The organism is Micromonospora coriariae (assembly GCF_900091455.1).
GTDB classification, from domain to species: domain Bacteria; phylum Actinomycetota; class Actinomycetes; order Mycobacteriales; family Micromonosporaceae; genus Micromonospora; species Micromonospora coriariae.
The window spans coordinates 1,252,684-1,276,748 of sequence record NZ_LT607412.1; the positions used below are offsets into that span (position 1 = coordinate 1,252,684).

Below are 24,065 nucleotides of genomic sequence, written 5' to 3' on the forward strand. Positions count from 1 at the left end.
GAGAGCGCCGACGACGGGCGGTCAGAAGAGGACAGTGGCGAGGGTGCCGACCGGCTGGAAGCCGCAGCGCTCGTAGACCCGGCGGGCCGGCAGGTTGAAGTCGTTGACGTACAGGCTGACCGTCGGGGCGACCCGCAGCAGCGCGTCGCGCACCACGGTCGCCATCGCCGCGGTGGCGATCCCGCGGCCCCGCCACTCCGGCGCCACCCAGACGCCCTGGACCTGCGCGGTCCGCTTGGTCACCACGGCCAGCTCGGCCTTGAACACGACCTTGCCATCGACGAAGCGGGCGTACGCCCGACCGGCGCGGACCAGGTCGTTGACCCGCCGGCGGTAGCTGCGCCCGGCGTCCTCGGCCAGCGGGGAGACGCCCACCTCCTCGGTGTACATGGCCACCGCCGCTGGAAAGAGCCGGTCGACCTCACCGGCGCGGACCTGGCGTACCTCCGGGTCGACCGGTACGGGCGGTAGCGCGTCGGTGGCCAGCAGCGGCTGGTTGGGGCGGACGTCCCGGGCCGGACCCCAGGTGCCGGAGAGACGGTCCCACAGCCCGAGGACGGCGTCAGCGCGGCCGACGATGGAGGAGCACAGCCGCTCCTCGCCGGCGAGCAGGTCGGCGAACGCGGCCACCGCGGCGTCGGTGGCGAGCACCGGGGTGAGGTTGCCGCCGATCCAGCAGAGCGATTCCAGGTTGCGGCGTGCGCCGTACCCCAGGATCCTGCCCTCGGCCCGCCACCAGGCGAGCCCACGCGCGGCGATGCGCTCGGCGACCTGCGCGCCCGCGAACGGGTCGAGGTCGAGCAGTCGCTCGACCGCGCGGCGCTCCGATTCCCCCAGTTGCCGTACCGGCACCGTCAGCACGTGTCCAGCCTGCCAGATCCCACCCCCACCCCGCCGGCCGAGTGGCGAGGCCGGTCTCAGACGGTCACCGGCTCGGCCGCCGGGCTGGTCGACCTGGTCCGGCCCGCCCACCGGACGACCGGGGGCACCAGGGCACCGAGCAGGAGGAACAGCCCACCGAGCACCAGCCAGCCGGGCACACCCCAGCCGAGCGCGAGGGTGGTCACCACCACCGGCGCGAGCATCTTGCCCAGCTCGTAACCCATGCCGTACGCCCCCTGGTACTGCCCCTGCGCGTCCGACGGCGCCAGCCCGAAGGAGATCCCCCAGCCGGCGGCGGAGTGCCACAGTTCCCCGATCACGTGCACCAGCGCCCCGCAGCCGAGCAGGCCGACAGCGCCGGCCGTGGGGAGCGCTCCGCTCGCGGCGAAGAGTACGCACGCCAGCGCGATGGCGACTCCCGCCCGGCGGGCGGCGCGGGCGGCCCCCGACAGGGTGACGGCGCTGCGCGCCGCGCGTACCTGAAGGAGCACCACCAGCACGGTGTTGACCAGCGTCAACGCGGAGATCATCCAGGCGGGTGCGGCGGTGTGCCCGGCGATCCACAGCGGCAGGGCGATGGTGAGCAGGCTGAAATGCATGGACATCAGCCCGTCGAGCAGGGTGAAGGCGAGGAACGGGCGGTCCCGCAGGGCGATGAGCCGGGGGCCGTGCGTCGGGGCGGCGACCGGTGCGACGGTGGGCAGGCGGAGGAAGACCGCGGCGGCGGCCAGCGACGCCACCGCCGCGGTCAGGATCAGCGCCACGTACCCGGCGCGGGTGTCGGCGGCGATGGCGAAGCCGCCGAGGACGGCGCCGACGGAGATCCCGACGTTGGTGGTGGCCCGCAGGTAGGCGCGGGTGTGCACCCGCTGGTCGGCCGGGATCGCGCCGGCGATCAGCGCGCCCCGGGCACCGCGCTCGACCGCATCGGCGAGTGCCGTGGCGGCGCCCACCAGCAGGAAGGCGGGGAACGACCGGACGGCGATCAGCCCCGCGGTCAGGGTGCCGGCGGCGATCAGCCCGCCGACCTGCGCGCCGCGCGGGCCGAGGCGGTCGGCCAGGTATCCGCTCGGCGCGCTGGCCAGGACGCCGAACAGCGCCGAGATGGTCAGCCCGACGCCCACCTGGGTAGCCGACAGGCCGACCGACCGGGTGAGGAAGAGCGCGCTGGACACCAGCCAGAGGCCCCGCCCGACGGTCTTGACCAGGGTGCCGACGGTGAGGACCCGGGCCGGGCCGGGTGGGGGAAGCAGGCGCATGCCCGACACCCTAACAAGACGTACGTACGGTTTGGTTAATCACCCTTGTCGGCGATGCATTGCCGATATATCGTTGATGCATCAGCGACAGTACGTAGAGAGGAAGAACCCCATGAGGTTCCATCGACAGCAGCACCACCTGCACGAGACCCGGATGCGGGGCTTCGGCTTCCCGCCGATCCCGCCCGGCCCGCACGGACACGGCGACGAGCACGGCGGCCCCTGGGGCGGCCGGGGTCGCGGACGCGGACGGGGCCGACGCCCCAACGTCCGGGGCGCCGTGCTGGCCCTGCTCACCGAGCGGCCGATGCACGGCTACGAAATGATCCAGGAGATCGACTCCCGCACCGGCGGTGCCTGGCGTCCGAGCCCGGGCTCGATCTACCCGACCCTCCAGCTGCTGGAGGACGAGGGTGTGATCGTCGCCAGCACGGAGGAGTCCGGCGGTGGGCGGAAGCGTTTCACGGTCACCGAGGCCGGTCAGGCCGAGGCCACCCAGGCCGCCCAGACCCCACCCTGGGCGGACGTCGCCCAGGGCACGGTGAGCAGCTGGCACGACATCCGCGACTCCGGCGCCCAGGCGATGAACGCGCTGCGCCAGGTGATGATGAACGGCACCGACGACCAGCGGGAGCGGGCCGCCCAGGTCCTCGACGAGACCCGGCGCAAGCTGTACGCCATCCTCGCCGAATCGGAGTGACACCCGGACGTGCCACCCGCCCGGCACGGGCATCCGGCACCCGCCACACACAGAAAGAGCGGCCGTTCCCCTGAGGGAACGGCCGCTCTTTGCGGACAGGTCGCCGGCGAGCCGGCGAGCGGATCAGTGGACGGTGACGGTCGGGCCGGTGACCAGCCCGCGCAGCTCCTCGGGAAGCTCAGCGCCCATCTCGTCGGCGATCCGCAGCGCCTCCTCGATCAGCGTCTCCACGATCTGCCCCTCGGGCACCGTCTTGACGACCTTGCCCTTGACGAAGATCTGACCCTTGCCGTTGCCGGAGGCGACGCCGAGGTCGGCCTCGCGGGCCTCGCCCGGGCCGTTGACGACGCAGCCCATCACGGCCACCCGCAGCGGGACGGGCAGCCCTTCCAGACCGGCGGTGACCTCCTCGGCGAGCTTGTAGACGTCCACCTGGGCCCGGCCGCAGGACGGGCAGGAGACGATCTCCAGGCCACGCTCGCGAAGCCCCAGCGACTCCAGGATCTGGTTGCCGACCTTGATCTCCTCCACCGGCGGGGCGGACAGCGACACCCGGATGGTGTCACCGATCCCCTCGGCGAGCAGTGCGCCGAAGGCGACCGCTGACTTGATCGTGCCCTGGAAGGCGGGGCCGGCCTCGGTGACGCCCAGGTGCAGCGGGTAGTCGCACTGCTCGGCCAGCTGCCGGTACGCCCGGATCATCACCACCGGGTCGTTGTGCTTGACCGAGATCTTGATGTCCCGGAAGCCGTGCTCCTCGAACAGCGAGCACTCCCAGAGCGCCGACTCGACCAGCGCCTCGGCGGTGGCCTTGCCGTACTTGGCGAGCAGCCGCTTGTCCAGCGAGCCGGCGTTCACGCCGATCCGGATCGGCGTACCGGCGGCGGAGGCCGCCGCGGCGATCTCCTTGACCTTGTCGTCGAACTGGCGGATGTTGCCGGGGTTGACCCGGACCGCCGCGCAGCCCGCGTCGATCGCGGCGAAGACGTACTTGGGCTGGAAGTGGATGTCGGCGATCACCGGGATCTGCGACTTCTTGGCGATCGCCGGCAGCGCCTCGACGTCGTCCTGGGACGGCACGGCCACCCGGACGATCTGGCAGCCCGACGCGGTCAGCTCGGCGATCTGCTGGAGGGTGGCGTTGACGTCGGAGGTGAGGGTGGTGGTCATCGACTGCACGGACACCGGCGCGCCGCCGCCGACCGGCACCGAGCCGACCATGATCTGGCGGCTGGCCCGGCGGGGGGCGAGCGACGGGGGCGGTACGGCCGGCATACCGAGACTGACAGCGGTCACTTCAGCACTCACCTTGGGAAGAGCGTGATCGGGTTGACGACGTCCGCGGTGATGGTCAGCAGCGTGAACACGCCACCGATCAGAATCACCACGTACGTGAAGGGCATCAGCTTGAGGTAGTCGACCCGGCCGGGGTCGGCGCGGCCGATCTTCGCGTACAGCCAGGACCTGGCGCGTTCGAACCAGGCGATGGCGATGTGGCCGCCGTCCAGCGGGAGCAGCGGCAGCAGGTTGAACACGCCGATGAAGAAGTTCAACGAGATGAACAGCGTCACGAACAGCAGCCAGGCCTTGTTGGCGAACGCCTCGCCGCCGAGCCGGCTGGCGCCGACCACGCTGATCGGGGTGTCCACGTCACGCTCGCCGCCGGTGATGGCGGTCCACAGGGCGGGGACCTTCTGCGGCAGCCGCTGCAACGCCTGGACCGTGCCGACGGCGAGCTCGCGGGTGAAGTCGCCGGTGGCGCCGAACGCAGCGACCGGGCCGTAGGTCACCCGGGTCGGCGTGGTGGGTACGAGGCCCACGCCGAGGGCGGCGACCGGGGTGACGGACCCCTTCGGGTCGTCGAGCGGCGGGCGCTGGGTCTGTGCGAGCACGGTGCTCGTCTTCGCCGGCTGCCCGTCGCGCACGTAGTTGATCTGGGCGGTGTCGCCGGGCTTGAGCCCCCGCAGGGCGACCAGCAGTTCGCCGTAGTTGTTGATCGGCGTGCCGTTGATCGAGGTGATCCGGTCACCGTCGCGCAGTTGGGCCTGGGCGGCGGGGCTGGCGACGTCACCGGGGGCGCACGCCCGCGAGGCGTTCTCCGGAACCACGCAGTCGGACAGCGCGATGACCGCCGGCTCCTGGCGGATCTCCGCCTCGGTGGTGGGGAAGTCGCGGTTGGGCAGTCCCAGCGAGACGGCGGCGATCCAGATCGCGATCAGAGCCAGCGCGAAGTGGGTGATCGAGCCCGCGGACATGACGATGGTCCGCTTCCAGACCGGGTAGCGCCACATCGCCCGTGGCTCGTCGGCCGGGTCGACGTCGTCGTCCTGCGCGGTCATCCCGACGATCTTGCAGAAGCCGCCGAGTGGAATGCCCTTGACGCCGTACTCCGTCTCACCCCGCTTGAACGACCAGAGGGTGGGGCCGAAACCGACGAAGTACTTTGTGACCTTCATCCCGAACGCCTTGGCGGTCAGCATGTGACCCGCCTCGTGCAGGCTCACCGAGACGAGGATGGCCAGGGCGAAGAGTGCCACCCCGAGCAGGTTTGCCATCAAGCTCCTTCCACCGAACCCGCGATGATCTCCTGCGCGTGCGCACGCGCCCACGACTCCGCCGCGAGCACGTCCTCGACGGTACCTGGTTCGCTGAAGTCCGGAGCCTCCTCCAACACCCGTTCGAGGGTGTCGACGATCCCCAGGAACGGCAGCCGACCGGCCACGAACGCCTCGACGCACTCCTCGTTCGCCGCGTTGTAGATCGCCGGCCGGCAGCGGCCGGCCTCCCCGGCGGCCTTGGCCAGCGCGACGGCCGGGAACGCGGCGTCGTCCAGCGGCGCGAACTCCCAGGTGTGCGAGGCCGTCCAGTCGACTGCGGCGGCCGCTCCCGGCACCCTGTCCGGCCAGCCCAGCGCTACCGCGATCGGCAGCCGCATGTCCGGTGGGCTGGCCTGGGCGATCGTCGAGCCGTCGACGAACTCGACCATGGAGTGGATCACCGACGTCGGGTGCACCATCACGGTGATATCGGCGTAGGGCACGTCGAAGAGCTCGTGCGCCTCGATCACTTCCAGGGCCTTGTTAACCATCGTGGCGGAGTTGATCGTGATGACCTTCCCCATGTTCCACGTCGGGTGTGCGAGCGCCTGCTCCGGCGTGACCTGCGTCAACTCTTCGCGGCTCCGGCCCCGGAAGGGACCGCCGCTGGCGGTGACGATCAGCCGGCGTACCTCGCCGCGCGAGCCGGAGCGCAGGCACTGGGCCAGCGCGGTGTGCTCCGAGTCGACCGGGACGATCTGCCCCGGCCGCGTCACCGCGGCCTTGACCAGCGGGCCGCCGGCGACGAGCGACTCCTTGTTGGCCAGGGCGAGAGTACGACCACCGCGCAGCGCGGCCAGCGTAGGAGCGAGGCCCAGCGAGCCGACCACCCCGTTGAGCACGATGTCGCACGGCCACTGCGCCAGCTCGGTCATCGCGTCCGGACCGGCCACGATCTTGGGAAGTTTGAAGTCGCCGGTGGCCCAGCCGCGGCGGCTCGCCTCGGCGTAGAACGCCAGCTGGAGGTCCTGTGCGGCGGAGGCCTTGGCCACCCCGACCGCGTCGACGCCCAGTTCGAGAGCCTGCGCGGCGAGCAGTTGGACGTTGCCACCGCCCGCGCCCAGGGCGACCACCCGGAACCGGTCCGGGTTGCGCCGGACGATGTCGATGGCCTGTGTGCCGATCGAGCCGGTGGACCCGAGCAGGACGAGGTCGCGGGGGGAAGTCACGGGGCCATTCTTCCCCACGGCCGCTGTACGCCCGCTGGGAGCCTCAGCCGTCCCCGCCCGCCTGCTGCTCCACCCCCGCCGCCGATGATCGACTCCAGATCAGCGATGTCGGGGTATCCCCGACACCCGGATACCCCGACATCGCCGAAACCGTGTCGATCAAACCGCCGGCCGGGTGACCGAGGGCCGCCGGAGCGGCCCCCGGTCGGGGCTAGCCGCCGTTGATGACGAACTGCGAGCCCGGCTGGATGACGATGTTGCCGTCCGCCGAGTTCGTGATCGTCACGTTGGTCAGCGTCGCGTTGCCGCGGGCGCCGCCCATCGCGAGGATGCCGGCGCCGTTGTTGGACTTGTCGATCCGCACGTTGGTGATCGCGACGTTCGGCATGTTGCCGCCGCCGTTCTTGAACTGGATGCCGTCGTAGGTCGAGTCGACGATGTCGGTGTCCCGGATCGTGACCCCGGCGATGTCCCTGGTGGCGGGGAAGAGGGTGATGGCGCCGAACTCCTGGTCCTCGTTCCAGAAGGCACCACCGGTCCGGTAGAGCCCGTTGTTGGCGATCAGCGTCGTCCCGGAGAAGGGCAGCGGGTCGTGATCCGTCGCCAGCATGATTCCCGGGTAGTTGGCGGTGTCGTAGATCAGGTTGTTCTCGATCGAGTTGTCGTAGCCGCCGTAGATGGCGATGCCGTTCGCCCGCCACGGCAACTGGATGGTGTTGTTGACGAAGTGGTTGTCGTGGGCGATGTCCACGTTCCGGTCCTTGACGTACGGGTTGGCCCAGACCGCCAGAGCGTCGTCCCCGGTGGTGCGGAAGGACGAGTTGAACACCCGCGAGTTTCGCGTGCCGTTGCTGAAGTTGATGCCGTCGGCGTACGTGTTGCGGATCCGCATGCCGCTGAACTCCAGCCCGTCGGCCGGGCCCCACAGGTCGGGGATGTTGTCGTAGTCCCGACCCACCCAGACACCGACGTTGGCGTGCTCGATCCAGACGTTGCTGATCCGGGTGCCCGCACCGAACCGACCGTTCAGACCCACGCCACCCTCGGCGTTGCCGTCACCACCACGGATCCGGCCCGAGCCGAAGATGGCGATGTCCGAGATCTGGGTGTTCTTGTCGATGTCGAAGCCGAAGTTGCCCTCGTGTGGGTGGTTGATGCCGCCCACCACGTTCTGCGGCTCGGTCAGCGTGTAGAGCTGCGAGTGCCACATCCCGGCGCCCCGGATCGTGACGTTGCTGATGCCGACCTGGTTGTGCGTACCCCGGTTCAGCGGGTCGTCGGTCAGGATCTTCTGCTCCTGCCGCCACTGCCCGGCCGGGATCCAGACGCAGCCGATGACCCCGTTCTGGTCGTCGGTCACCGCCCGCTGGATGGCGGCGGTGTCGTCCAGCCCGTCGTTCGGAACCGCACCGTACGACGTGATCGAGGTGCAGCCGGCCGGCTGGCTCGCCGCCTGTGCCACCTGCTCCAGGTCGATCATGTCGATGACGTAGAACGAGGCGTTGTCGCCCCCGTCGCGCTGCAACTTGAACCGGGTGCCGGCCGGGTACGACTGCGCGAGCAGCGCGTTCGACTCGTCGAACAGCCGTCGGGCGTCGCCCTGCGGGGTGTTGGTCAGCGCCTCCGGCCCATCGGTGTTGCCGTAGAGCCAACTGTGCCGCGACGACAGGGTCAGCTTCCGGGAGAAGACGTCGTTGACGTAGAGGCTGATGGTCGCCTCGATGCCGCCACCACCGGGCGCGTCCGGGATGGAGTTGCGCACCACTATGGCGTTGGCGGGGTTGGTCGAGGTGAACTGGACGAACTGCCCCGTGCTGTTCAGCCGTACCGACTTACGGCCGGAGGACTCGGTCGCGAAGTTGGTGTGGCCGAAGGTGCGCAGCGGGTCGGCCTCCAGCAGCGTGCCCTGGTACTGGGCGGCCTCGGCCTCGTAGGAGACGTACGGGACCGCCGCCCCACGCCCGACCACGATCGACTGGGTGAACGCGTTGTTGCTCTCGTTGGTCTCGGCGACCGTGTTGGTCGCGTCGGCGGTGACGGTGATGGTGGCGCCGCCACTGGTGGCGGTCCAGCTTCCGGCGACGGCCACGTTGACCGTCGCGTCGGCGGCGATCGAGGCGGTGTTGGTGTTGAGCGTGGTGCTGCCCACCGTCAATCGGGTGACCGTGGTCGCGCCGGTCGCGGTGGTGCCGCGGTTGCGTACCGACACGGTGAACGTGACGGACGCGCCGACGGCCGGGTTCGGCGGGTTGGAGGCGATGCTGAGCACCTGCAGGTCGGGCCCCGGAGCCTGCGCGACCACCAGCGGCGAGGGCGTGGTGTAGCTGTTGTTGCCGTTGTTCTGCTCGACGATCGTGTTCGTCGGGTCGACCACCGCCGAGACGCTGTAGCTGCCCATCGGCCGGGTGCCGGCGTTGAACGAGACGGTGGTCGAGCCGCCGGCGCTGAGCGCGCCCACCGCGGCGCTACCGACGACCGCGCCGGCCAGGCTGAAGTTGACAGTGGTCGCTCCGGCCGCCGCCGACCCCACGTTCCGGACCACGGCCGAGAGGGTGACCGCCGTTGCCTCGCTCGGCGACGCCGGCGACCAGGTGGTCGAGCTGACGACCAGGTCGGGGTTGGGCGCCGGTGTACCGCACACCTCAAGCTCGGCGACCTGACCCGAGGGTGCCCCGCTGTTGGCGGTGAACCGCAGCTGCACGTCGGCGGTGGTCGCGGTGACCGGAATGTTCACCACGTTGTTGCCCTGGACGAACTGGTAGCTCGCCGCCGACACCAGGTTGGTGTACGTGGACGAGGCCTGGTCGCGGCCGAGGACCTGGATGGTCTGCGTACGGGTGCCCCAGGCCGGGTCCGGGTTGAGCTTGACGGTGACGCCGGAGATGGAGTGGTTGGCGCCGAGCGCCACGGTCAGGTTCTGCGGGTAGCTCGGCGCGCCCTCCCAGTACGTCGCGAGCTGCCCGTCGTTCGCCTTCTCGGGGGTGAAGGTGAAGGTCGAGCCGCTCGCGGTCATGGTCTTGCCCTGCGCCACGTTCGTGCAGGCGGGCGGGTTGCTGCCGGTCCGGGTGACGGTGTTGCTGTTGCCGGACAGGTTGCCAGCGCCGTCGCGGGCGCGGACGTGGTAGGACACCGTCGCCGTCGACGGCTGGGTGTCCTGGTACGTGAGGACGGTGCCCAGCGTCGCGATCAGGCTGCCACCGCGGTAGACGTTGTAGCCGGCCAGACCGCTGCCACCGGAGTCGGTGGAGGCACCCCAGTTGAGGGTGATCGTGCTGCCCGACGTGGTGTGCGACAGGTTTCCGGGAACGCTCGGTGCTGTCGTGTCCGGACCTCCGCCGCCACTGCCGTACACCTCCAGCTCTGACAACTGCCCGGCCGGCCAGCCGCTGTTGCCGGTGATGGTGATCCGCACGTAGCGGGTGGCGGTCTGGCTGAAGTTGATCGTGACCGTGCTGCCGCTCGCCGGGTTGAAGGTGTAGGTCTGCGACCCGACCAGGTCGGTGAACGAGGAACCGTTTGCGCTGCCCTGCACGCTCAGAGTCTGCGTGCGGGTCGCCCACCCGGAGGTCGGCAGCTTCAGCACGACCTGGTTGACGGCCTGCGACGAGCCGAGGTCGACCTGCACCCACTCGGGGAACGAGTTGTTGACGCTCTCCCAGTAGCTGCCCGCGTTGCCGTCGACGACCTTGGACGAGTCGTAGACGTCGGCGTGGCCGCTCTCCTGGGTCGGTCGGCCCTGGGCGAGGTTGGTGGCCGCCGGGGCGAAGGCGGTGCTCGCCGCGGCTGTCGTGTCGGCTGGGCGGGCGGCGCCGGCCGGGGGCGCGACGGCCGCCGACCCGACGGTGGCGATCACCGTGGCCACGGCTGTCGCCGCCACCATCCTGAACAGATTCGTTCGTCTCATCACTGTCCTGTCGTTGGGGGACGGCACCGCGGCGGGCTGACCGCAGGGTGGGGCGTGATTCGGCGCGTCATCGGCCGGACGCGCGGGGGCGCGTCGGCTGGGGTGGGGAGGTGGCGGCGGGTTCGGGGGAGAAATAACCGCCAAGAAGACGGCCCGCCAGATTTTTCTACCTCATGCAAAGAATCAGGCACGTCTTTGTCGGGATTTTGCATGACGTTGACCAGATGTTACTGACGTGCTACGAGGGCGTCAACACTTCGACCGGTATGACTATTGACGACCGTCGGTGCCGCCCGCTTTCGCAAGGCACGCCCCAAGCACGGCGCACCCAGTGAAAGGAAGGGCCCCTTGTTAACGCCTGGCGTTAACAAGGGGCCCTTCCTTTCACCTCAGCCGGTCGGGGCGGTCAGGACGAACGTCTCCAACTCCTCACCGCCGTACCAGTCGGTGTTCCGGCCCACGTGGGTCATGCCGAGTCGCCGGCAGACCGCCATCGACGGATCGTTGCCCGGCGGGACCACCGCGTAGACCTCCGGCGTGCCAGCCGCGAACTCCCGCGACATGACCGCACGGGCCGCCTCGGTGGCGTAGCCGTGACCCCACGAATCCGGGTGCAGGTGCCACCCCACCTCGATCTTCCCGGTACGCAGTTCCTCGTCCCGCCCGGGCAGGGGCTTGAGCACCATCGTCCCCGCCACCAGGCCGGTGTCCCGCACCCCGATCGCCCAGGTGCCGTACCGGCCGTGGTCGTTGGCGTGCCGATCCCGCCAGATCTGCAGCCGTTCAGCGGCCTGCCCCGGGTCGGTCATCGGCAACCCGGGAGACACCGCCAGCCAGCGGGTGATCTCGGAGCGGGAGTAGATGTCGTAGATGCGGGCCAGGTCGGCCGGATCGTCGGTCCAGTCGCGCAGGATCAGGCGCTCGGTGGTGAGAACGGTCATGGCGGGCGATCCTAATGAGTGGCCGGGCCGACGACGGGGAAAGAGACCGCGGTGGGCAGCGGATGGCAGCGGACGAAGCGGATCGTCAACGCCGCGTTCCGCCCCGTACGCGGACGGGACCTGTCCCTGCACGCCGCCGCGATCACGTTCTACGGCGCGATCGCCGTGGTACCGGTGGCGCTGCTGGCGATCTGGCTCACCACGCTCGTCGCGGGTGCCGACCGGGTACGCCGGCTCACCTCGTACGCCGTGGAAGCCCTGCCCACCGCGATCGGCGCGCCCCGCGCGGTTGCCGCCCTGGTCAACGCCGGGGCGGAATTGACCCCGCTGTTGGCGCTGGCCTCGCTGCTGCCCGCGTCGCTGTACGGCGAGGGCCTGCGCCGGGCGTTCGTCTCGGTGGCCGCGCCCCGCACCGACGAGCACCTGGTCGGCTGGCGCGGGCGGCTGCTGCTGCTGCCGCTGCTCGCGCCGGCCCCCGCGCTGCTGCTGTCGATCCTGCTGGCGCTGCCGCTCACCACCGGCCTGGTCCGGCGGGGCGGCTGGGTCGGCGCGCTGGGCGTGGTGCTGTCGTTCCTGGCGGTCTGGCTGGTGCTCACGCCGGTGCTGATGTGGGTGTTCCGGGTGGTCGGGCCGGCGTCGCCGGACTGGCTCTCCACGCTCGGGATGGGGTCGTTCACCGCGGCGAACCTCTCCGGCTTCATGCACGGCTTCGTGCTCTTCGCCTCGCTCCCGCTGGATCTGGGCGTGCCGTTCGGTGGCTTCGACGAGATCGGCGCGGGCGTCGCCGTCCTGCTCTGGCTCTACCTGTTCCACGTGATCGTCCTGGCCGGCTACTCGGCCACCCTGGCCCTCTCCCACTGGCGGGCCCAGCGCGCCGGTCAACTGATGAGCGGGGCATGACGGGTCGTCCGGCCGGGGGGTGTGGGACCGGGCGAAGGGGCTGACCGGCGGGGCGGTGCCGGCTAGGCTGCCGCGGCATGAGCAGCGAACTTCCCGGCCGCGCCGACGTCGTGATCGTCGGCGCGGGACACAACGGTCTGGTCTCCGCCATCCTGCTGGCCCGCGCCGGCCTGGACGTCCTGGTGTTGGAGGCCGCCGACGTGATCGGCGGCGCGACCCGCACCGAGAACCCGTTCCCGAAGGTGCCGGGGCTGCGCCACTCCACCGGCTCCTACCTGCTCGGGTTGATGCCGCCGGAGCTGCTCGCCACGCTCGACGTACGGATCCCGGTGCTGCGCCGCGACCCGCACTACTTCCTGCCCACGCCGGGCGGCCTCGGCTCGCCGTACCTGCTCTTCGGCAGTGACACCGCGGCCACCCGGGCACAGCTCGCCGAGTTCTTCTCCCCCGCCGACGTGGCGGCCGACGATGCCATGCAGGCCGAGCTGGCCGCGCTGCGCGAGGATCTCGCCCCGGCCTGGCTCGCCGAGCCGCTGACGGCCGAGGAGACCGCCGACCGGTACGTCCGCTCGGAGCTGCGGCAGACGTTCGTCGACCTGGTCCGGGGCTCGGTCGCCGACTACCTCGCCCGGTTCGAGTTCCGCTCGGAGTTGCTGGTCAGCATGTACGCGGTCACCGACGGGCTCTCCGGGCTGAACGCCGGCCCGGACGACCCGGGGACGGGCCACAACTTCCTGGTGCACAACATGTGCAGACTTCCTGGCTCGGGTGGCACCTGGATGATCGCCGAGGGCGGGATGGGCACCGTGTCGCGCACCTTCGCCGACGCCGCCCGCGCCGCCGGCGCGACCATCCTGACGGGTACGCCGGTGACCGCCGTGACCCTGGACGGCGGCGCGGCGAGTGGTGTCGTGCTCGCCGACGGACGGCAGGTCGCCGCCCGGGTGGTGCTCGGCGCCTGTGACCCGTACCGGCTGATTGACCTGTTGCCCGACGGCGCGCTGCCGGCGCCGCTCGGCGAGCGGATGGCGGCGGTCCGCCGCCCCGGCACCACCCTCAAGCTCAACCTGGCGCTGACCGGGCTGCCGCACTTCTCCTGCCTGCCGGCCGGCACGCCGAGCCCGTTCGGCTCGACCATCCACCTGCTGCCCGGCTCGGCGTCGCTGGTCGGCGGCGACGCCGCCTCGCCGATGGCCGCGCTGCGCGCGATGTGGGCGGACGTGCAGGCTGGGCGGCTGCCGGCGGAGCCGACCATCGAGTGGTACCTGCACACCACCGTCGACCCGTCGCTCTCCGACCCCGCGGGGCACCACTCCTCGGCGCTGTTCGTCCAGTCGGTCCCCTACGAGCTGGCCGGCACCACCTGGGACGCGGAGCTGCCCGGCTACGTCGACCGGCTGATCGGGATCGTCGAGCGGTACGCCCCCGGCACCGTCGACCTGATCGCCGACGCGGTGCCGCTGCCGCCACCGGGCATCGAGGCCCACTTCCGCATCACCGGCGGGCACATCCATCACGTCGACAACACCGTCTCGTTCGCCGACCGGATGCCCTACGCCACCGGAATCGACGGCGTGTACGCCGGCAGCGCCGGCTGCCACCCGGCCGGCAGCGTGATCGGCGCCGCCGGCCACAACGCCGCCCAACGGATCCTCAGCGACCTCGGCCGCTGACCCCGTCGCCGACCTCGGCGGCGAAGCGGGGCAGGTCGCCGGGGCGGCGGATGAGGGAGAGTCCGACGAGCAGCAGGTAGAGGACCAGGCTGAGGATCGGGTCGACGAAGACGAAGGCGAACGCGGTCAGGTAGAGCAGCGGCCGCACCTGCAGTCGCCGGGAAACCGCCCGGGCCAGCTCGGGGTCCAGGTCGGGGTGGAGCAGTTTGCGCCGGCGGGCCCACCACCAGCTCAGGTTGAAGAAGAGCGACTCGCCGAGCACGGTGCCGAGGTAGAGCGCGGCCGTCAGCCGCTGCTCGGTCGCGCTCCCGCGCAGATTGTCCGACAGCAGGTCGGCGGTGAACGGGATCGCGGCCACGAAGAGCAGCACGAGCAGGTTGAACACCACGAGCGGCTGGTCGACCCGGACCACGTACCGCCACATGTTGTGATGGCCGAGCCAGATCTGGCCGGCGATGCCGAAGGTGATCACGTAGGCCAGGTAGGACGGCCAGGCGTGGGCGAGGGCGTCCGGCAGTTCCCGCCCGCTCTCCCGGGCCGGGCCGTTCTGGAGCAGCTCGACGGCCATCACCGTCAGCACCACCCCGAAGACACCGTCGCTGAACGTCTCCACCCGCGCCGCGTCCCGGGACATCTCCCGGCCCCGCCCGTACCGGTACGTACCCTTCTGCGCGTCCGCCCCCGCCGCCACACCTCCAGAATCGACCCCGGAGGGGCGGCGGGGGGCGGAATCAGCTCAGCGCCTCGCCCGCGGGGGCCGGAGTGTCCGCGTCGACGCGGTGCGCGCGGACCTTGTGGCCGACGCTCGTCAGGCAGCGGCCGCTGGACAGGTCGAACCGCCAGCCGTGCAGCTGGCAGGTGAGCTGGTCACCCTCGACGATGCCGAACCGGGTCAGGTCGGCCTTCAGGTGCGGGCAGCGCCGCTGCACCACCCAGTCGCCCAGGGTGATGTCCTCCGCGTCGGTGGTCCGCTCGTGCTCGTCGTACCAGCCCTCGGCGTACTGGAGCCGCTCCTCGGAGAGGCACTTGAAGAACGCGTAGACGAACTCGTTGTACTGGCCGATCCGGGCCGCCGAGAACCGGCAGGAGAGGAAGAGCGAGTTGACCCAGTCCACCTCGTCGATGAAGAGCAGGTGCTCGATCAGTGCCCGGTCGGTGCGGAACCGGTAGCGGACCTTCTCGTCGGCGTACGGCCGGACCTCCTTGCCCGGGAAGTCCACGACGATCGACTCGACGCTCTCACCGTCGTAGCCCACCAGGTCGAAGCGGACCGGCCCGCCGACGCCCTTGGCCAGGTAAATCGACTCGTCGAGCAGCGGCTCGATGCGGCTCTTCATCCCCGCCAGCACGTCCACCTCGGGGTGCCGCCAGGACGCCTTCTCCGCCTCGATGACGGGCCGCTTGCGCTCCCGCATCTCCTCCAGGTGGGCGACCTTGTTCGCGAAGAACTCCTCGACCGGCACCGGGTGGGTGGTCGTGGCGCCTTCGGTGGTGACCTCGGCGACGCTGCCCGGCAGCAGCACGATCCCGTTGGTGCCGCCGACCTTGGCGTACTCCGCCATGAAGACCGACTGGTCGGGGAAGATGTTGCCCTCGTCGCCGTGGATGTCGTTGAACTGCCACAGCGCGTCGTCGAGGAAGCACGGCGGGCCGGCGATCGGAAAGACGTGCGACGCCTTCAGGTCGTCGATGTAGCGCCACGTCCGGTCGAACTGCCGGTCCCGCTTCTGCTTGCCGAACGCCGTCTTCGCCGCCTGCGGCAACTCGTACACCATCGGGTACCAGATCGCGCCGGAGAACTGGAGCAGGTGCGCGTGCACGTGCCCCAGCTCGGCGAAGACGCTCAGGTCGGTGGGGCGGGCGTCGTTCTGGTTGAGCAACCGCACCCCGTCGTACTCCACCCAGAGCGAGGAGTCGCCGATCGGGCCGTCGGTGGGGCTGGTCAGCGCCTGAATCATGATCTTCAGCCCGCCGTCCAGCTCGACGACCTGCTCGTTCGGCGCCTTGATGAATTTCGTGAAGCCCAGCGCCCGCAGCTCGTCCTCCATCTCGGAGGTGGGGAACTCGGGCAGCAACACGGTCGCCTGCTTCGACACGTACCGCTTCAGGTGCGCCGCGTCGAAGTGGTCCCGGTGCAGGTGGGAGACGTACAGGTAGTCGACCTGGCCCAGGGTCTCCCAGTCGAGCAGGGAATTGTCCGGAAATGGAAACCAGGACGCGAAGTAGGCCGGGTTGACCCACGGGTCGCACAGGATGCTGCCCGCGGCCGTGTCGATCCGCATGCTGGCGTGCCCGGTTCCGGTCACTCGCACCGCACAGTCCCCCTCAAACAGACAATCAGGTGTACGCCAAACGCTACCGGAGGGAGTCTGACCGCCGCCTCGCGACGCCGGTAGTGCCGTCCGGCCCGGATGGGCAGGGGCCCGATGACCGGGAAACCCCCACCGCGCCGCCCCGGGCGGGAGGCGTGCCAGACTAACCGGAGATCCGATCGCGAGGGAAGGACCGACAGTGGCAGGAAGCGAGCCGGTAACGTCGCCAGATCAGCGCAAGCCCGGGCACCGTAAGTCCGGGCGGATCGGCGCGGTCCTCACCGCGCTGGTGCTGCTGGCGATGATCTGCGGCAACCACGAGGGCAGGGTCGAGGACATCTGGCTGGTCGGCCTGGCCGTGCTGCTGCTGGTCATCGTGATCGGCGACGCCGTGCTGCGGCGCAACGGTCTGCGCTCCTGACCGACCGCCCGCCCGCCGGACGACCGGCCGACGTACGCCGAGGGCCCGCCCCCACCCGGGGACGGGCCCTCGTCCGTACGCGTCGGGTCAGCGCCCGAAGAGGATGTCCTGCACGTCCTTGAGCGCGGCGTCGACCTCGGCCTCGAAGTAACCGCCGGGCACCAGACCGAACCGGAGCGTGTCCAGGTCCTTCGGGTTGACCGGCATCGGGTTGCGGCCCTGCATGCCGCCGAGCAGGGTGTCGAAGAACCGGTCGACCTGGTCCGGGTCGTACCCGCTGCCGAACCGGCGCACCTGGAAGCGACGCCGGATCTGGTCGACCCGGTACAGGTCGCTGCCGGGCGGGCCGGCCATCGGCGGACCGCCCATCGGCGGGCCGGGCACGGCGGGCGGACCGGCCATCGGCGGGCCACCGATGCCCTGCTGCGGCATCGGAGGCGGGCCGGCCGGGCCACGGCGCATGTCGCGCGGGTCGCGCTCGGGCATCCGGATCTCGGCGGTCATGTCCGCGCGACCGTGCCGACCGGCCTCGAAGCCGTCGAAGCGCGGCTCCTCGGGCGGGTAGCCACCGGGCGCGCGTTGGTCGTCGTACCCGCCGGGCGAACGCTGGTCGTCGGGGCCGTAGCCACCGGGACCGCCGGGCATCCGCTGGTCGTCCTGGCCGTAGCCACCGGGCATCCGCTGGTCGTCAGGGCCGTAGCCACCGGGACCGGCGGGCAGGCCGCGCGGCGGGAGACCGTGCCCACCCATCGGGCCGCCGGGACCCATCGGGCCGGGACCGGGCGGGCCGCCCGGGCCACGCGGCGCGTCGTAGCCGCCGCGGGGGGCGTCGTACCCACCGGCGAAGGCGCCGGTCGGCTCGTCGTACCGGCCGTAGCGGTCGGGCGGGCCGGCCTGGGCCGGCATCGGCCGGGGTGGCATCGGCTGCTGGACCATGCCCCGGTCGTCGCGCATCGGTGGGCCCAGCCGGTCCGGGGGACCCATCCGGGGGTCGCCGCCGCGCCCGGCGGCACCGCGCTCCTCAAGCTCGGCCAGCTGCCGCTCGACCCGGTCCAGGTGCAGGTCGACCTGCCACTCGTCGTAGCCGTTGAACCGGACCCGGAAGACAACGTCGTGGACCTCCTGGGAGGCCACCGGCGCACCGACCTGCCGGCCGTCGAGCGTCGCCTCGACCCGGTCGAGGAAGGCATCCACCTCGTCGACCTTGTATCCCCGGCGGAGTGCCTTGCGCCGGAAACGCTGACCCTGACTCGCCACTATGTCTCCTGGTCTCGTTCGCCACGCCCGGTCACGCCGGTGCCTCTCCGGCGCGGTCGGTGTTTGTGTCGTTGTCCTCGGCGGCGGCGAGCTGACCACACGCGCCGTCGATTTCGCGACCTCGGGTGTCCCGAACGGTGGTGGACACCCCGGCGTCGCGCAACCGCCGGACGAACTCCCGCTCAACCGGCTTCGGGCTCGCGTCCCAGCGGCTGCCCGGCGTCGGATTGAGCGGGATGAGGTTCACGTGGGCCAACTTGCCGGCCAGCAGCCGCCCGAGCAGGTCAGCTCGCCACGGCTGGTCGTTCACGTCCTTGATCATCGCGTACTCGATCGACACGCGACGGCCCGTCCGGGCTGCGTAGTCCCACGCTGCGTCCAGCACCTCGGCTACCTTCCAGCGCTGGTTTACCGGCACGAGTTCGTCGCGCAGATCATCATCGGGGGCGTGCAACGACAACGCAAGGGTCACTGAGAGGTCTTCGCTGGCCAGTCGGCGGATGGCCGGAACCAGCCCGACCGTGGAAACGGTGATGTGCCGCTGCGACAGGCCGAGCCCCTCCGGAGCCGGGCTGACCAGGCGGCGGATCGCCGCGATCACCCGAGAGTAGTTGGCCAGTGGCTCGCCCATGCCCATGAAGACGACGTGCGACAGCCGCGGCGGAGACCCGGCGACCGCACCGGAGGCAGCCACCCCGGCCAGGTACACCGCCTGGTCGACGATCTCGGCGGTGGACAGGTTGCGGGTCAGCCCGGCCTGGCCGGTCGCGCAGAACGGGCAGGCCATGCCGCAGCCCGCCTGGCTGGAGATGCAGACGGTGACCCGGTCCGGGTAGCCCATCAGCACGCTCTCCACCAGCGCGCCGTCGTGCAGCTTCCACAGCGCCTTGCGGGTCGCGCCGTCGTCGCAGGCCAGCTCGCGCACCGGGGTGAGCAGTTGGGGCAGCAGTTGGCCGGCCAGCCGCTCCCGGGTCGCCGCCGGCAGGTCGGTCATCTCCTGCGGGTCACGGACCAGCCGCCCGAAGTAGTGGTTGGAGACCTGCTTCGCGCGGAAGGCCGGCTCACCCAAACCGGTGACCAGCGCCTGGCGGCCGGCCAGGTCGAGGTCAGCGAGGTGCTGCGGTGGCATGGAGGCCCGGCGTGCGGCGGGGGCGTCCGAGATGGCGGGGATCAGCGGCAGGCTCGTCATGGCTGGTCCAGTGTGTCACGCCGCCGGCGGCAGGTACCCGTCCGGAGGTGTCGAACCGGCCCCGACCGCCGGGTCGGGATGACCGGGGCGCCGTGATCCATGCCTCAGTTCACCACCGGTACGAAGATCGCCAACAGCAGGTACGCCGTCGGCACCGCGAACAGGATCGAGTCCAGCCGGTCCATCAGGCCACCGTGGCCCGGCAGCAGGTTGCTCATGTCCTTGACACCGAGATCCCGCTTGATCATCGACTCGGCCAGGTCACCGAGGACCGCCGCGCACGAGATCGCCAGCCCGAACAGCGCACCCCACCAGGGGGCGAGGTCGAACATCAGCCAGAGCAGCAGGGCGCTGCCCAGCGCCGCCGCGGTGATCGAGCCGGCGAAGCCCTCCCAGGACTTCTTCGGGCTCACCGACGGCGCCATCGGGTGCCGACCGAAGGAGACGCCGGCCGCGTACCCACCGGTGTCGGAGAGGACCACCGCGATCAACGTGGCCAGGATGCGCAGCGGGCCGTCGTCCGGGGCCGCCGCCAGCAGCGCCGCGAACCCGCCGAGGAACGGCACGTAGACGGCGATCAGGGTGGCGGCGGTCAGGTCCCGCTGGAAGCCGCCCGGGCCGTCGCCCAGCCGCCAGATCATGGTGCCCAGGACGGTGACCAGCAGACCCAGGCTCAGCGCGTCCGGACCGGCGAACCAGGCCAGACCCACGGTCAGCACACCGCCGGCGATCAGCGGCACCAGCGGCGGGTGGGCGCCGCTGCGCCGGACCGCTCGGGCCATCTCCCAGATGCCGACGGCCATGGCGGCGGCGATCACCGGCAGGAACGCCAACGGGTAGAAGACCAGCGGCACCACGATCAGCGCGCCGAGGCCGAGCCCGACCCCGATGGCCGCCGGCAGGTTCCGGCCGGCCCGCCCGGTGCCCGCCTGCTGGGTGGCCGGTCGGTCGGCACTGGCCCGGCGTCGACCCTTCGTCCGCCGGCCGGGCGGAGGCTCCGACCCGGTCACCGCGTCCTGGTCCGGCGCGAGGTCGGCGCGGATGGGCGCGAGCTGCGCGGTCGGATACCCGGAATCGTCGTCGTAGCTGACCGGACCACCGTTGTCGCCGAAGCGCTGCGGGCCGTCGTACCGGGTCGGGGCGTCGCCGCCGGCAGGCGGGCGGTCGGCATACCGGCCGGCACGGCCCCGGTCGTCGTACCGGTGGGGCTGGTTCCGGTCATCCTCGCGCCGGTCCCGGTCGTCGAAACGGTCCCGGTCGTCCGGGCGGGCCGTCCGGCCGCGCTCGTCGTACGGGTCCGGCGGGTACGGGTCGGCGTACGGGCGGGTGCGGGGCTCGGCGTACAGCTCAGGGCCGGCGGCCGGACGGCCGCTCCACTGGCCCGCTTCGAGCTCCTGCTCGGGCCAGGGCAGGGCCACCGGCCGCTCCGGCCGGTCCCAGCCGCGGGGCTCGCCACTGTAGGGGTCGGGGTGGGTCATCACGCACCGCGACGCGGCACGAGAACCACCACATGACGCAAGACCACAAGCATCCCCTACACGCGCGACTTTGTTCCTCTGGTCGACCGCCCCGACGGTCGGTCGATTCCCGGTGTTCACCGCCCGGTGGCCGGGAATCCTGCCGAGCCTACTGCACCCGCCCGACCGGCACGGCGGACGAGGCACGGCGACGGCCATCGCCCTGGTCGCCAGCCTTACGTGGCGGCGGTACACAGCCAACCGGTACGACACCTCAGGCGCGATCCGCAGCCATCGATCCGACTGGTCGCCTGCACGATCAGGTACTGAGTCGAGCACACCCGGCGTGGTCCGCTGGTGCGGCGCCGGCCCCAGCCTGCGCGTCCGACGGGGGAAAGGGCACACACATGCACAAGTTCAGTCTGGCGGCGCTGACGGCGGCCGCCCTGGTTCTGGTAGCGGCGTCACCAGCCACCGCCAGCACGACCCGCACCAGGATCACAATCGATCGCCACGCCAGCGAGCTGTACCTGTTCGAGCCTCCGGGTGCCGAGCCCGGCGAGGCGTACCCGGCGGCCGGGGTCGAGGCCGTCGCCCGCAACTGCCCGACCGGCCCGCACCTCATGTCGGCCTCGCTGGTGCAGGACGGCCTGCCGACCCTCTGGGCCACCTCGGGACGGGGTGCCGGCGAGATCCAGTGCGACGGCGGCACAGTCGAGCTCGGGATGGCCTTCGCCCGGAGAGATCCGGTACTGCATCCGGGCAAGGCCACCGTTCGCTTCGCGCTGCGTGACTGGTACACCGGGGAACAGTTGGCCGAGAGCACCAGGACCGTCTGGATCCCCTGCTGACGTACGACGCGAGGCCCGTCCCCGGCATCGGGGGCGGGCCTCGCGGCAGCTCAGCCGCCGAGCGGCCAGAGGATCACACCTCCAGCAGCTCGGTCTCCTTGTGCTTGACCAGGTCGTCGATGCTGGCAACGTAGCGCTGGGTCAGGTCGTCCAGCTCCTTCTCGGCGCGGCGACCGTCGTCCTCGCCGGCCTCGCCGTCCTTGACGATCCGGTCCAGCTCCTCCTTGCCACGGCGGCGGACGTTGCGGATCGCCACCTTGGCCTCCTCGCCCTTGTGCCGGGCCACCTTGATCATGTCGCGGCGGCGCTCCTCGGTCATCTGCGGGAGCAGGATGCGCAGCTGGTTGCCCTCGTTGTTCGGGTTCACCCCGAGGTCCGAGTCGCGGATCGCCTTCTCCATCGCATTGATCTGCGAGTTGTCGTACGGCTTGATGATGGCCATCCGCGGCTCGGGAACCGCGATGGAAGCCATCTGGGTCAGCGGCGTGGGGGTGCCGTAGTAGTCGATGATGACCTTGGAGAACATGGCGGCGTTGGCGCGACCGGTACGGATGGCGCCGAACTCCTCCTTGGCGTGCTCAACCGCACGCTCCATCTTTTCCTCGGCCTCGAGGAGGGTGTCGTCGATCACCGGTCTCCTCGCCTCCTTCTGTGCTCGTGGTGGGCTCTGCTGAAAGTCGTCAGGACCGCCGCTGCCGTCGCCGTCGGCGGGGCTCAGGCGGTGATCAGGGTGCCGATCTTGTCGCCACCCACCGCGCGGATGATGGTGTCGTCACCCTGCGCGCCGAAGACCAGCATCGGTAGGCCGTTCTCCATACAGAGGCTGAACGCCGCCGCGTCAGCCACCCGCAGGTTGCGGCGCAGCGCCTCGGAGAAGGTGATCGAGTCGAGCTTGCTGGCGGTGGGATCGATCCGCGGGTCGGCGGTGTAGACGCCGTCCACGCCGTTCTTGCTCATCAGCACCACGTCGGCCCGGATCTCCAGAGCCCGCTGGGCGGCCACCGTGTCGGTGGAGAAGTACGGCATCCCCGCGCCGGCGCCGAAGATGACCACGCGGCCCTTCTCCAGGTGCCGGATCGCCCGCAGCGGGATGTACGGCTCGGCGACCTGCGCCATGGTGATGGCGCTCTGCACCCGGGTCTCGATGCCTTCCTTCTCCAGGAAGTCCTGCAGGGCCAGGCAGTTCATCACGGTGCCCAGCATGCCCATGTAGTCGGCGCGGGCCCGGTCCATCCCGCGCTTCTGCAGCTCCGCGCCGCGGAAGAAGTTGCCGCCACCGACCACCACGGAGACCTGCACGCCGCGGCGGACCACGGTGGCGATCTGCCGGGCGATGGCCTGGACGACGTCCGGGTCGACGCCGATCGCGCCACCACCGAACACCTCACCGGAGAGCTTCAGCACCACTCGGCGGGCGCGTCCGGGCGGCGGCGCCGTCGGATCCTCCACCGCCAGCGTCCGGTCACTCACAACCTGCGTCATCCGCCCCGCCCTTCCCCACGCGCACGCCCCGTGCGGCGCGTACCGCGAACCTGCCGCTGCCGACCCTATGTGACGAGGAGGCCGCGGTGCCTGTCACGTACACCGGCGGCCTCCTCGTCGACGTCTCCTGCCCACGGGCGCCCACGGCGCCCGGCGGCGGCTCAGGCCTGGCCGACCTCGAACCGCACGAAGCTGGTGACCTCGATGCCGGCCTCGGCCAGCATCTGCTTCACCGACTTCTTGTTGTCGGCCACGGACGCCTGCTCAACCAGGACGTAGTCCTTGAAGAAGGCGTTCACGCGACCCTCGACGATCTTCGGCAGGGCCGCCTCGGGCTTGTTCTCCTCGCGGGCGGTCTGCTCGGCGATGCGCCGCTCGGACTCGACGACCTCGGCCGGAACCTCGTCCCGGGTGAGGTACTTCGGGCGCATCGCGGCGATCTGCATGGCGACACCACGGGCGTCAGCGTCGCCCGCCTCGTCGCTCTTGCCGGTGTACGACACCAGCACACCCACGGCCGGCGGCAGGTCCTGGGCCTTGCGGTGCAGGTAGACCGCTGTGGTGCCCTCGACCTTGGCGAACCGGTTGAGCACCAGCTTCTCGCCGATCTTGGCGGACTGCTCCTGGATCAGGTCGGCGACGCTCTTGCCGTTCAGCTCGGTCGCGAGCAGTTCCTCGGCGCTGTTCACGCCGGAGCGCTCGCCGTGCTCGACCAGCTGCTGGGCCAGGGCGATGAACGCCTCGGTCTTGGCCACGAAGTCGGTCTCGCAGTTGAGCTCGAGCAGCGCCTTGCCGGAGTGGGCGACCAGACCATTGGCGGCCGTACGGCCGGCCCGCTTGCCGACGTCCTTGGCGCCCTTGACGCGCAGGATCTCGATGGCCTTGTCGAAGTCGCCCTCGGCCTCGGTCAGCGCCTTCTTGCTGTCCATCATGCCGGCGCCGGTGAGGTCGCGGAGCTTCTTGACGTCCGCGGCGGTGAATTGGGACATGGCTCTCTCTTCGGTGTTGAGACGGCGTGTGGATGGTCAGAGGTGCCGGTTACCCGGATCCGGGCCGATCGTGCCCGGCGTA

20 protein-coding genes are annotated in these 24,065 nt (G+C 71.0%); 5 read left to right on the forward strand and 15 right to left on the reverse strand.

Annotation, left to right across the window (positions count from 1 at the left end; translation table 11 throughout):
- Positions 1 to 21 precede the first annotated feature (21 nt).
- Together GA0070607_RS05775 and GA0070607_RS05780 are read right to left on the reverse strand one after the other, a co-directional pair.
- Complete coding sequence (locus tag GA0070607_RS05775; RefSeq protein ID WP_089021682.1) at positions 22 to 861, reverse strand: GNAT family N-acetyltransferase; 840 nt, start codon at positions 859 to 861, stop codon at positions 22 to 24.
- Positions 862 to 917: 56 nt separating this feature from the next.
- Positions 918 to 2,141, reverse strand: coding sequence for an MFS transporter (locus GA0070607_RS05780; RefSeq protein ID WP_089017245.1), 1,224 nt, complete (start codon positions 2,139 to 2,141; stop codon positions 918 to 920).
- Positions 2,142 to 2,253: 112 nt separating this feature from the next.
- Here GA0070607_RS05780 and GA0070607_RS05785 point away from each other — a divergent pair, with 112 nt between their 5' ends.
- The gene (locus tag GA0070607_RS05785) at positions 2,254 to 2,841 is read left to right on the forward strand and encodes a PadR family transcriptional regulator (RefSeq protein WP_089017246.1); all 588 of its coding nucleotides are present in this window, start codon (positions 2,254 to 2,256) and stop codon (positions 2,839 to 2,841) included.
- Positions 2,842 to 2,964: 123 nt separating this feature from the next.
- On the opposite strand, the gene ispG is transcribed toward GA0070607_RS05785, so the two are convergent.
- The 5 genes from ispG to GA0070607_RS05810 all read right to left on the reverse strand — a co-directional run bounded on the left by ispG (position 2,965) and on the right by GA0070607_RS05810 (position 11,452).
- Positions 2,965 to 4,137, reverse strand: a complete 1,173-nt coding sequence (gene ispG, locus GA0070607_RS05790) for a flavodoxin-dependent (E)-4-hydroxy-3-methylbut-2-enyl-diphosphate synthase (protein ID WP_089017247.1) — start codon at positions 4,135 to 4,137, stop codon at positions 2,965 to 2,967.
- Positions 4,138 to 4,145: 8 nt separating this feature from the next.
- On the reverse strand, positions 4,146 to 5,396 hold the full coding sequence (locus tag GA0070607_RS05795) for a M50 family metallopeptidase (protein ID WP_089017248.1): 1,251 nt from the start codon (positions 5,394 to 5,396) through the stop codon (positions 4,146 to 4,148).
- Positions 5,396 to 6,607, reverse strand: a complete 1,212-nt coding sequence (dxr, locus tag GA0070607_RS05800; RefSeq protein WP_089017249.1) for a 1-deoxy-D-xylulose-5-phosphate reductoisomerase — start codon at positions 6,605 to 6,607, stop codon at positions 5,396 to 5,398. The genes GA0070607_RS05795 and dxr overlap by 1 nt, the downstream gene beginning before the upstream one ends.
- 211 nt (positions 6,608 to 6,818) lie before the next feature.
- The gene (locus GA0070607_RS05805) at positions 6,819 to 10,511 is read right to left on the reverse strand and encodes a CARDB domain-containing protein (RefSeq protein ID WP_089017250.1); all 3,693 of its coding nucleotides are present in this window, start codon (positions 10,509 to 10,511) and stop codon (positions 6,819 to 6,821) included.
- A gap of 389 nt (positions 10,512 to 10,900) precedes the next feature.
- Positions 10,901 to 11,452: a GNAT family N-acetyltransferase gene (locus GA0070607_RS05810; RefSeq protein ID WP_089017251.1), complete on the reverse strand. Its 552-nt coding sequence runs from the start codon at positions 11,450 to 11,452 to the stop codon at positions 10,901 to 10,903.
- Between the two features lie 51 nt (positions 11,453 to 11,503).
- On the opposite strand from GA0070607_RS05810, the gene GA0070607_RS05815 reads away from it, so the two are divergent.
- Both GA0070607_RS05815 and GA0070607_RS05820 read left to right on the forward strand, forming a co-directional pair.
- On the forward strand, positions 11,504 to 12,352 hold the full coding sequence (locus tag GA0070607_RS05815) for a YhjD/YihY/BrkB family envelope integrity protein (RefSeq protein ID WP_089017252.1): 849 nt from the start codon (positions 11,504 to 11,506) through the stop codon (positions 12,350 to 12,352).
- A gap of 77 nt (positions 12,353 to 12,429) precedes the next feature.
- Entirely contained in the window at positions 12,430 to 14,025 is a 1,596-nt protein-coding gene (locus GA0070607_RS05820; RefSeq protein ID WP_089017253.1) for a phytoene desaturase family protein, read from the forward strand.
- Here the strand turns inward: GA0070607_RS05820 and GA0070607_RS05825 are convergent.
- Together GA0070607_RS05825 and GA0070607_RS05830 are read right to left on the reverse strand one after the other, a co-directional pair.
- A complete protein-coding gene (locus GA0070607_RS05825) occupies positions 14,006 to 14,659 on the reverse strand; it encodes a TMEM175 family protein (RefSeq protein WP_089021683.1) in 654 nt (217 codons plus the stop codon). The two genes, GA0070607_RS05820 and GA0070607_RS05825, sit on opposite strands and share 20 nt — an antisense overlap.
- Positions 14,660 to 14,756: 97 nt before the next feature.
- The gene (locus tag GA0070607_RS05830; RefSeq protein ID WP_089017254.1) at positions 14,757 to 16,337 is read right to left on the reverse strand and encodes a Rieske 2Fe-2S domain-containing protein; all 1,581 of its coding nucleotides are present in this window, start codon (positions 16,335 to 16,337) and stop codon (positions 14,757 to 14,759) included.
- Positions 16,338 to 16,536: 199 nt separating this feature from the next.
- On the opposite strand from GA0070607_RS05830, the gene GA0070607_RS05835 reads away from it, so the two are divergent.
- Positions 16,537 to 16,758 (forward strand): DUF2631 domain-containing protein, encoded by a 222-nt coding sequence (locus GA0070607_RS05835; protein WP_089017255.1) that lies wholly within the window; start codon positions 16,537 to 16,539, stop codon positions 16,756 to 16,758.
- 87 nt (positions 16,759 to 16,845) lie between these two features.
- Here GA0070607_RS05835 and GA0070607_RS05840 read toward each other — a convergent pair whose 3' ends face one another.
- The 3 genes from GA0070607_RS05840 to GA0070607_RS05850 form a co-directional block, all read right to left on the reverse strand.
- The gene (locus GA0070607_RS05840; RefSeq protein WP_089017256.1) at positions 16,846 to 18,015 is read right to left on the reverse strand and encodes a DivIVA domain-containing protein; all 1,170 of its coding nucleotides are present in this window, start codon (positions 18,013 to 18,015) and stop codon (positions 16,846 to 16,848) included.
- 31 nt (positions 18,016 to 18,046) lie between these two features.
- Entirely contained in the window at positions 18,047 to 19,204 is a 1,158-nt protein-coding gene (rlmN, locus tag GA0070607_RS05845) for a 23S rRNA (adenine(2503)-C(2))-methyltransferase RlmN (RefSeq protein ID WP_089017257.1), read from the reverse strand.
- Positions 19,205 to 19,308: 104 nt separating this feature from the next.
- Positions 19,309 to 20,682, reverse strand: coding sequence for a phosphatidate cytidylyltransferase (locus tag GA0070607_RS05850; protein ID WP_089017258.1), 1,374 nt, complete (start codon positions 20,680 to 20,682; stop codon positions 19,309 to 19,311).
- 386 nt (positions 20,683 to 21,068) lie between these two features.
- Here GA0070607_RS05850 and GA0070607_RS05855 point away from each other — a divergent pair, with 386 nt between their 5' ends.
- On the forward strand, positions 21,069 to 21,512 hold the full coding sequence (locus GA0070607_RS05855; RefSeq protein ID WP_089017259.1) for a hypothetical protein: 444 nt from the start codon (positions 21,069 to 21,071) through the stop codon (positions 21,510 to 21,512).
- A 73-nt stretch (positions 21,513 to 21,585) separates the two neighbouring features.
- Here the strand turns inward: GA0070607_RS05855 and frr are convergent, their stop codons facing one another.
- The 3 genes from frr to tsf form a co-directional block, all read right to left on the reverse strand.
- Positions 21,586 to 22,143 carry a ribosome recycling factor gene (gene frr, locus GA0070607_RS05860; RefSeq protein ID WP_088946658.1) on the reverse strand — a complete coding sequence of 186 codons (558 nt, stop codon included), beginning with the start codon at positions 22,141 to 22,143 and terminating at the stop codon, positions 21,586 to 21,588.
- Between the two features lie 83 nt (positions 22,144 to 22,226).
- Complete coding sequence (pyrH, locus tag GA0070607_RS05865; protein ID WP_089017260.1) at positions 22,227 to 22,994, reverse strand: UMP kinase; 768 nt, start codon at positions 22,992 to 22,994, stop codon at positions 22,227 to 22,229.
- A gap of 161 nt (positions 22,995 to 23,155) precedes the next feature.
- Positions 23,156 to 23,983, reverse strand: a complete 828-nt coding sequence (gene tsf, locus GA0070607_RS05870) for a translation elongation factor Ts (protein WP_089017261.1) — start codon at positions 23,981 to 23,983, stop codon at positions 23,156 to 23,158.
- Positions 23,984 to 24,065 lie beyond the last annotated feature (82 nt).

Coding starts and splice junctions, on each gene's coding strand:
- GA0070607_RS05780 (WP_089017245.1), bottom strand. CDS start 2,141: ATGCGCCTGCTTCCCCCACCCGGCCCGGCCCGGGTCCTCACCGTCGGC.
- GA0070607_RS05785 (WP_089017246.1), top strand. CDS start 2,254: ATGAGGTTCCATCGACAGCAGCACCACCTGCACGAGACCCGGATGCGG.
- GA0070607_RS05795 (WP_089017248.1), bottom strand. CDS start 5,396: ATGGCAAACCTGCTCGGGGTGGCACTCTTCGCCCTGGCCATCCTCGTC.
- GA0070607_RS05805 (WP_089017250.1), bottom strand. CDS start 10,511: ATGAGACGAACGAATCTGTTCAGGATGGTGGCGGCGACAGCCGTGGCC.
- GA0070607_RS05810 (WP_089017251.1), bottom strand. CDS start 11,452: ATGACCGTTCTCACCACCGAGCGCCTGATCCTGCGCGACTGGACCGAC.
- GA0070607_RS05820 (WP_089017253.1), top strand. CDS start 12,430: ATGAGCAGCGAACTTCCCGGCCGCGCCGACGTCGTGATCGTCGGCGCG.
- GA0070607_RS05825 (WP_089021683.1), bottom strand. CDS start 14,659: ATGTCCCGGGACGCGGCGCGGGTGGAGACGTTCAGCGACGGTGTCTTC.
- rlmN (WP_089017257.1), bottom strand. CDS start 19,204: ATGACGAGCCTGCCGCTGATCCCCGCCATCTCGGACGCCCCCGCCGCA.
- GA0070607_RS05850 (WP_089017258.1), bottom strand. CDS start 20,682: ATGACCCACCCCGACCCCTACAGTGGCGAGCCCCGCGGCTGGGACCGG.
- GA0070607_RS05855 (WP_089017259.1), top strand. CDS start 21,069: ATGCACAAGTTCAGTCTGGCGGCGCTGACGGCGGCCGCCCTGGTTCTG.
- pyrH (WP_089017260.1), bottom strand. CDS start 22,994: ATGACGCAGGTTGTGAGTGACCGGACGCTGGCGGTGGAGGATCCGACG.
- tsf (WP_089017261.1), bottom strand. CDS start 23,983: ATGTCCCAATTCACCGCCGCGGACGTCAAGAAGCTCCGCGACCTCACC.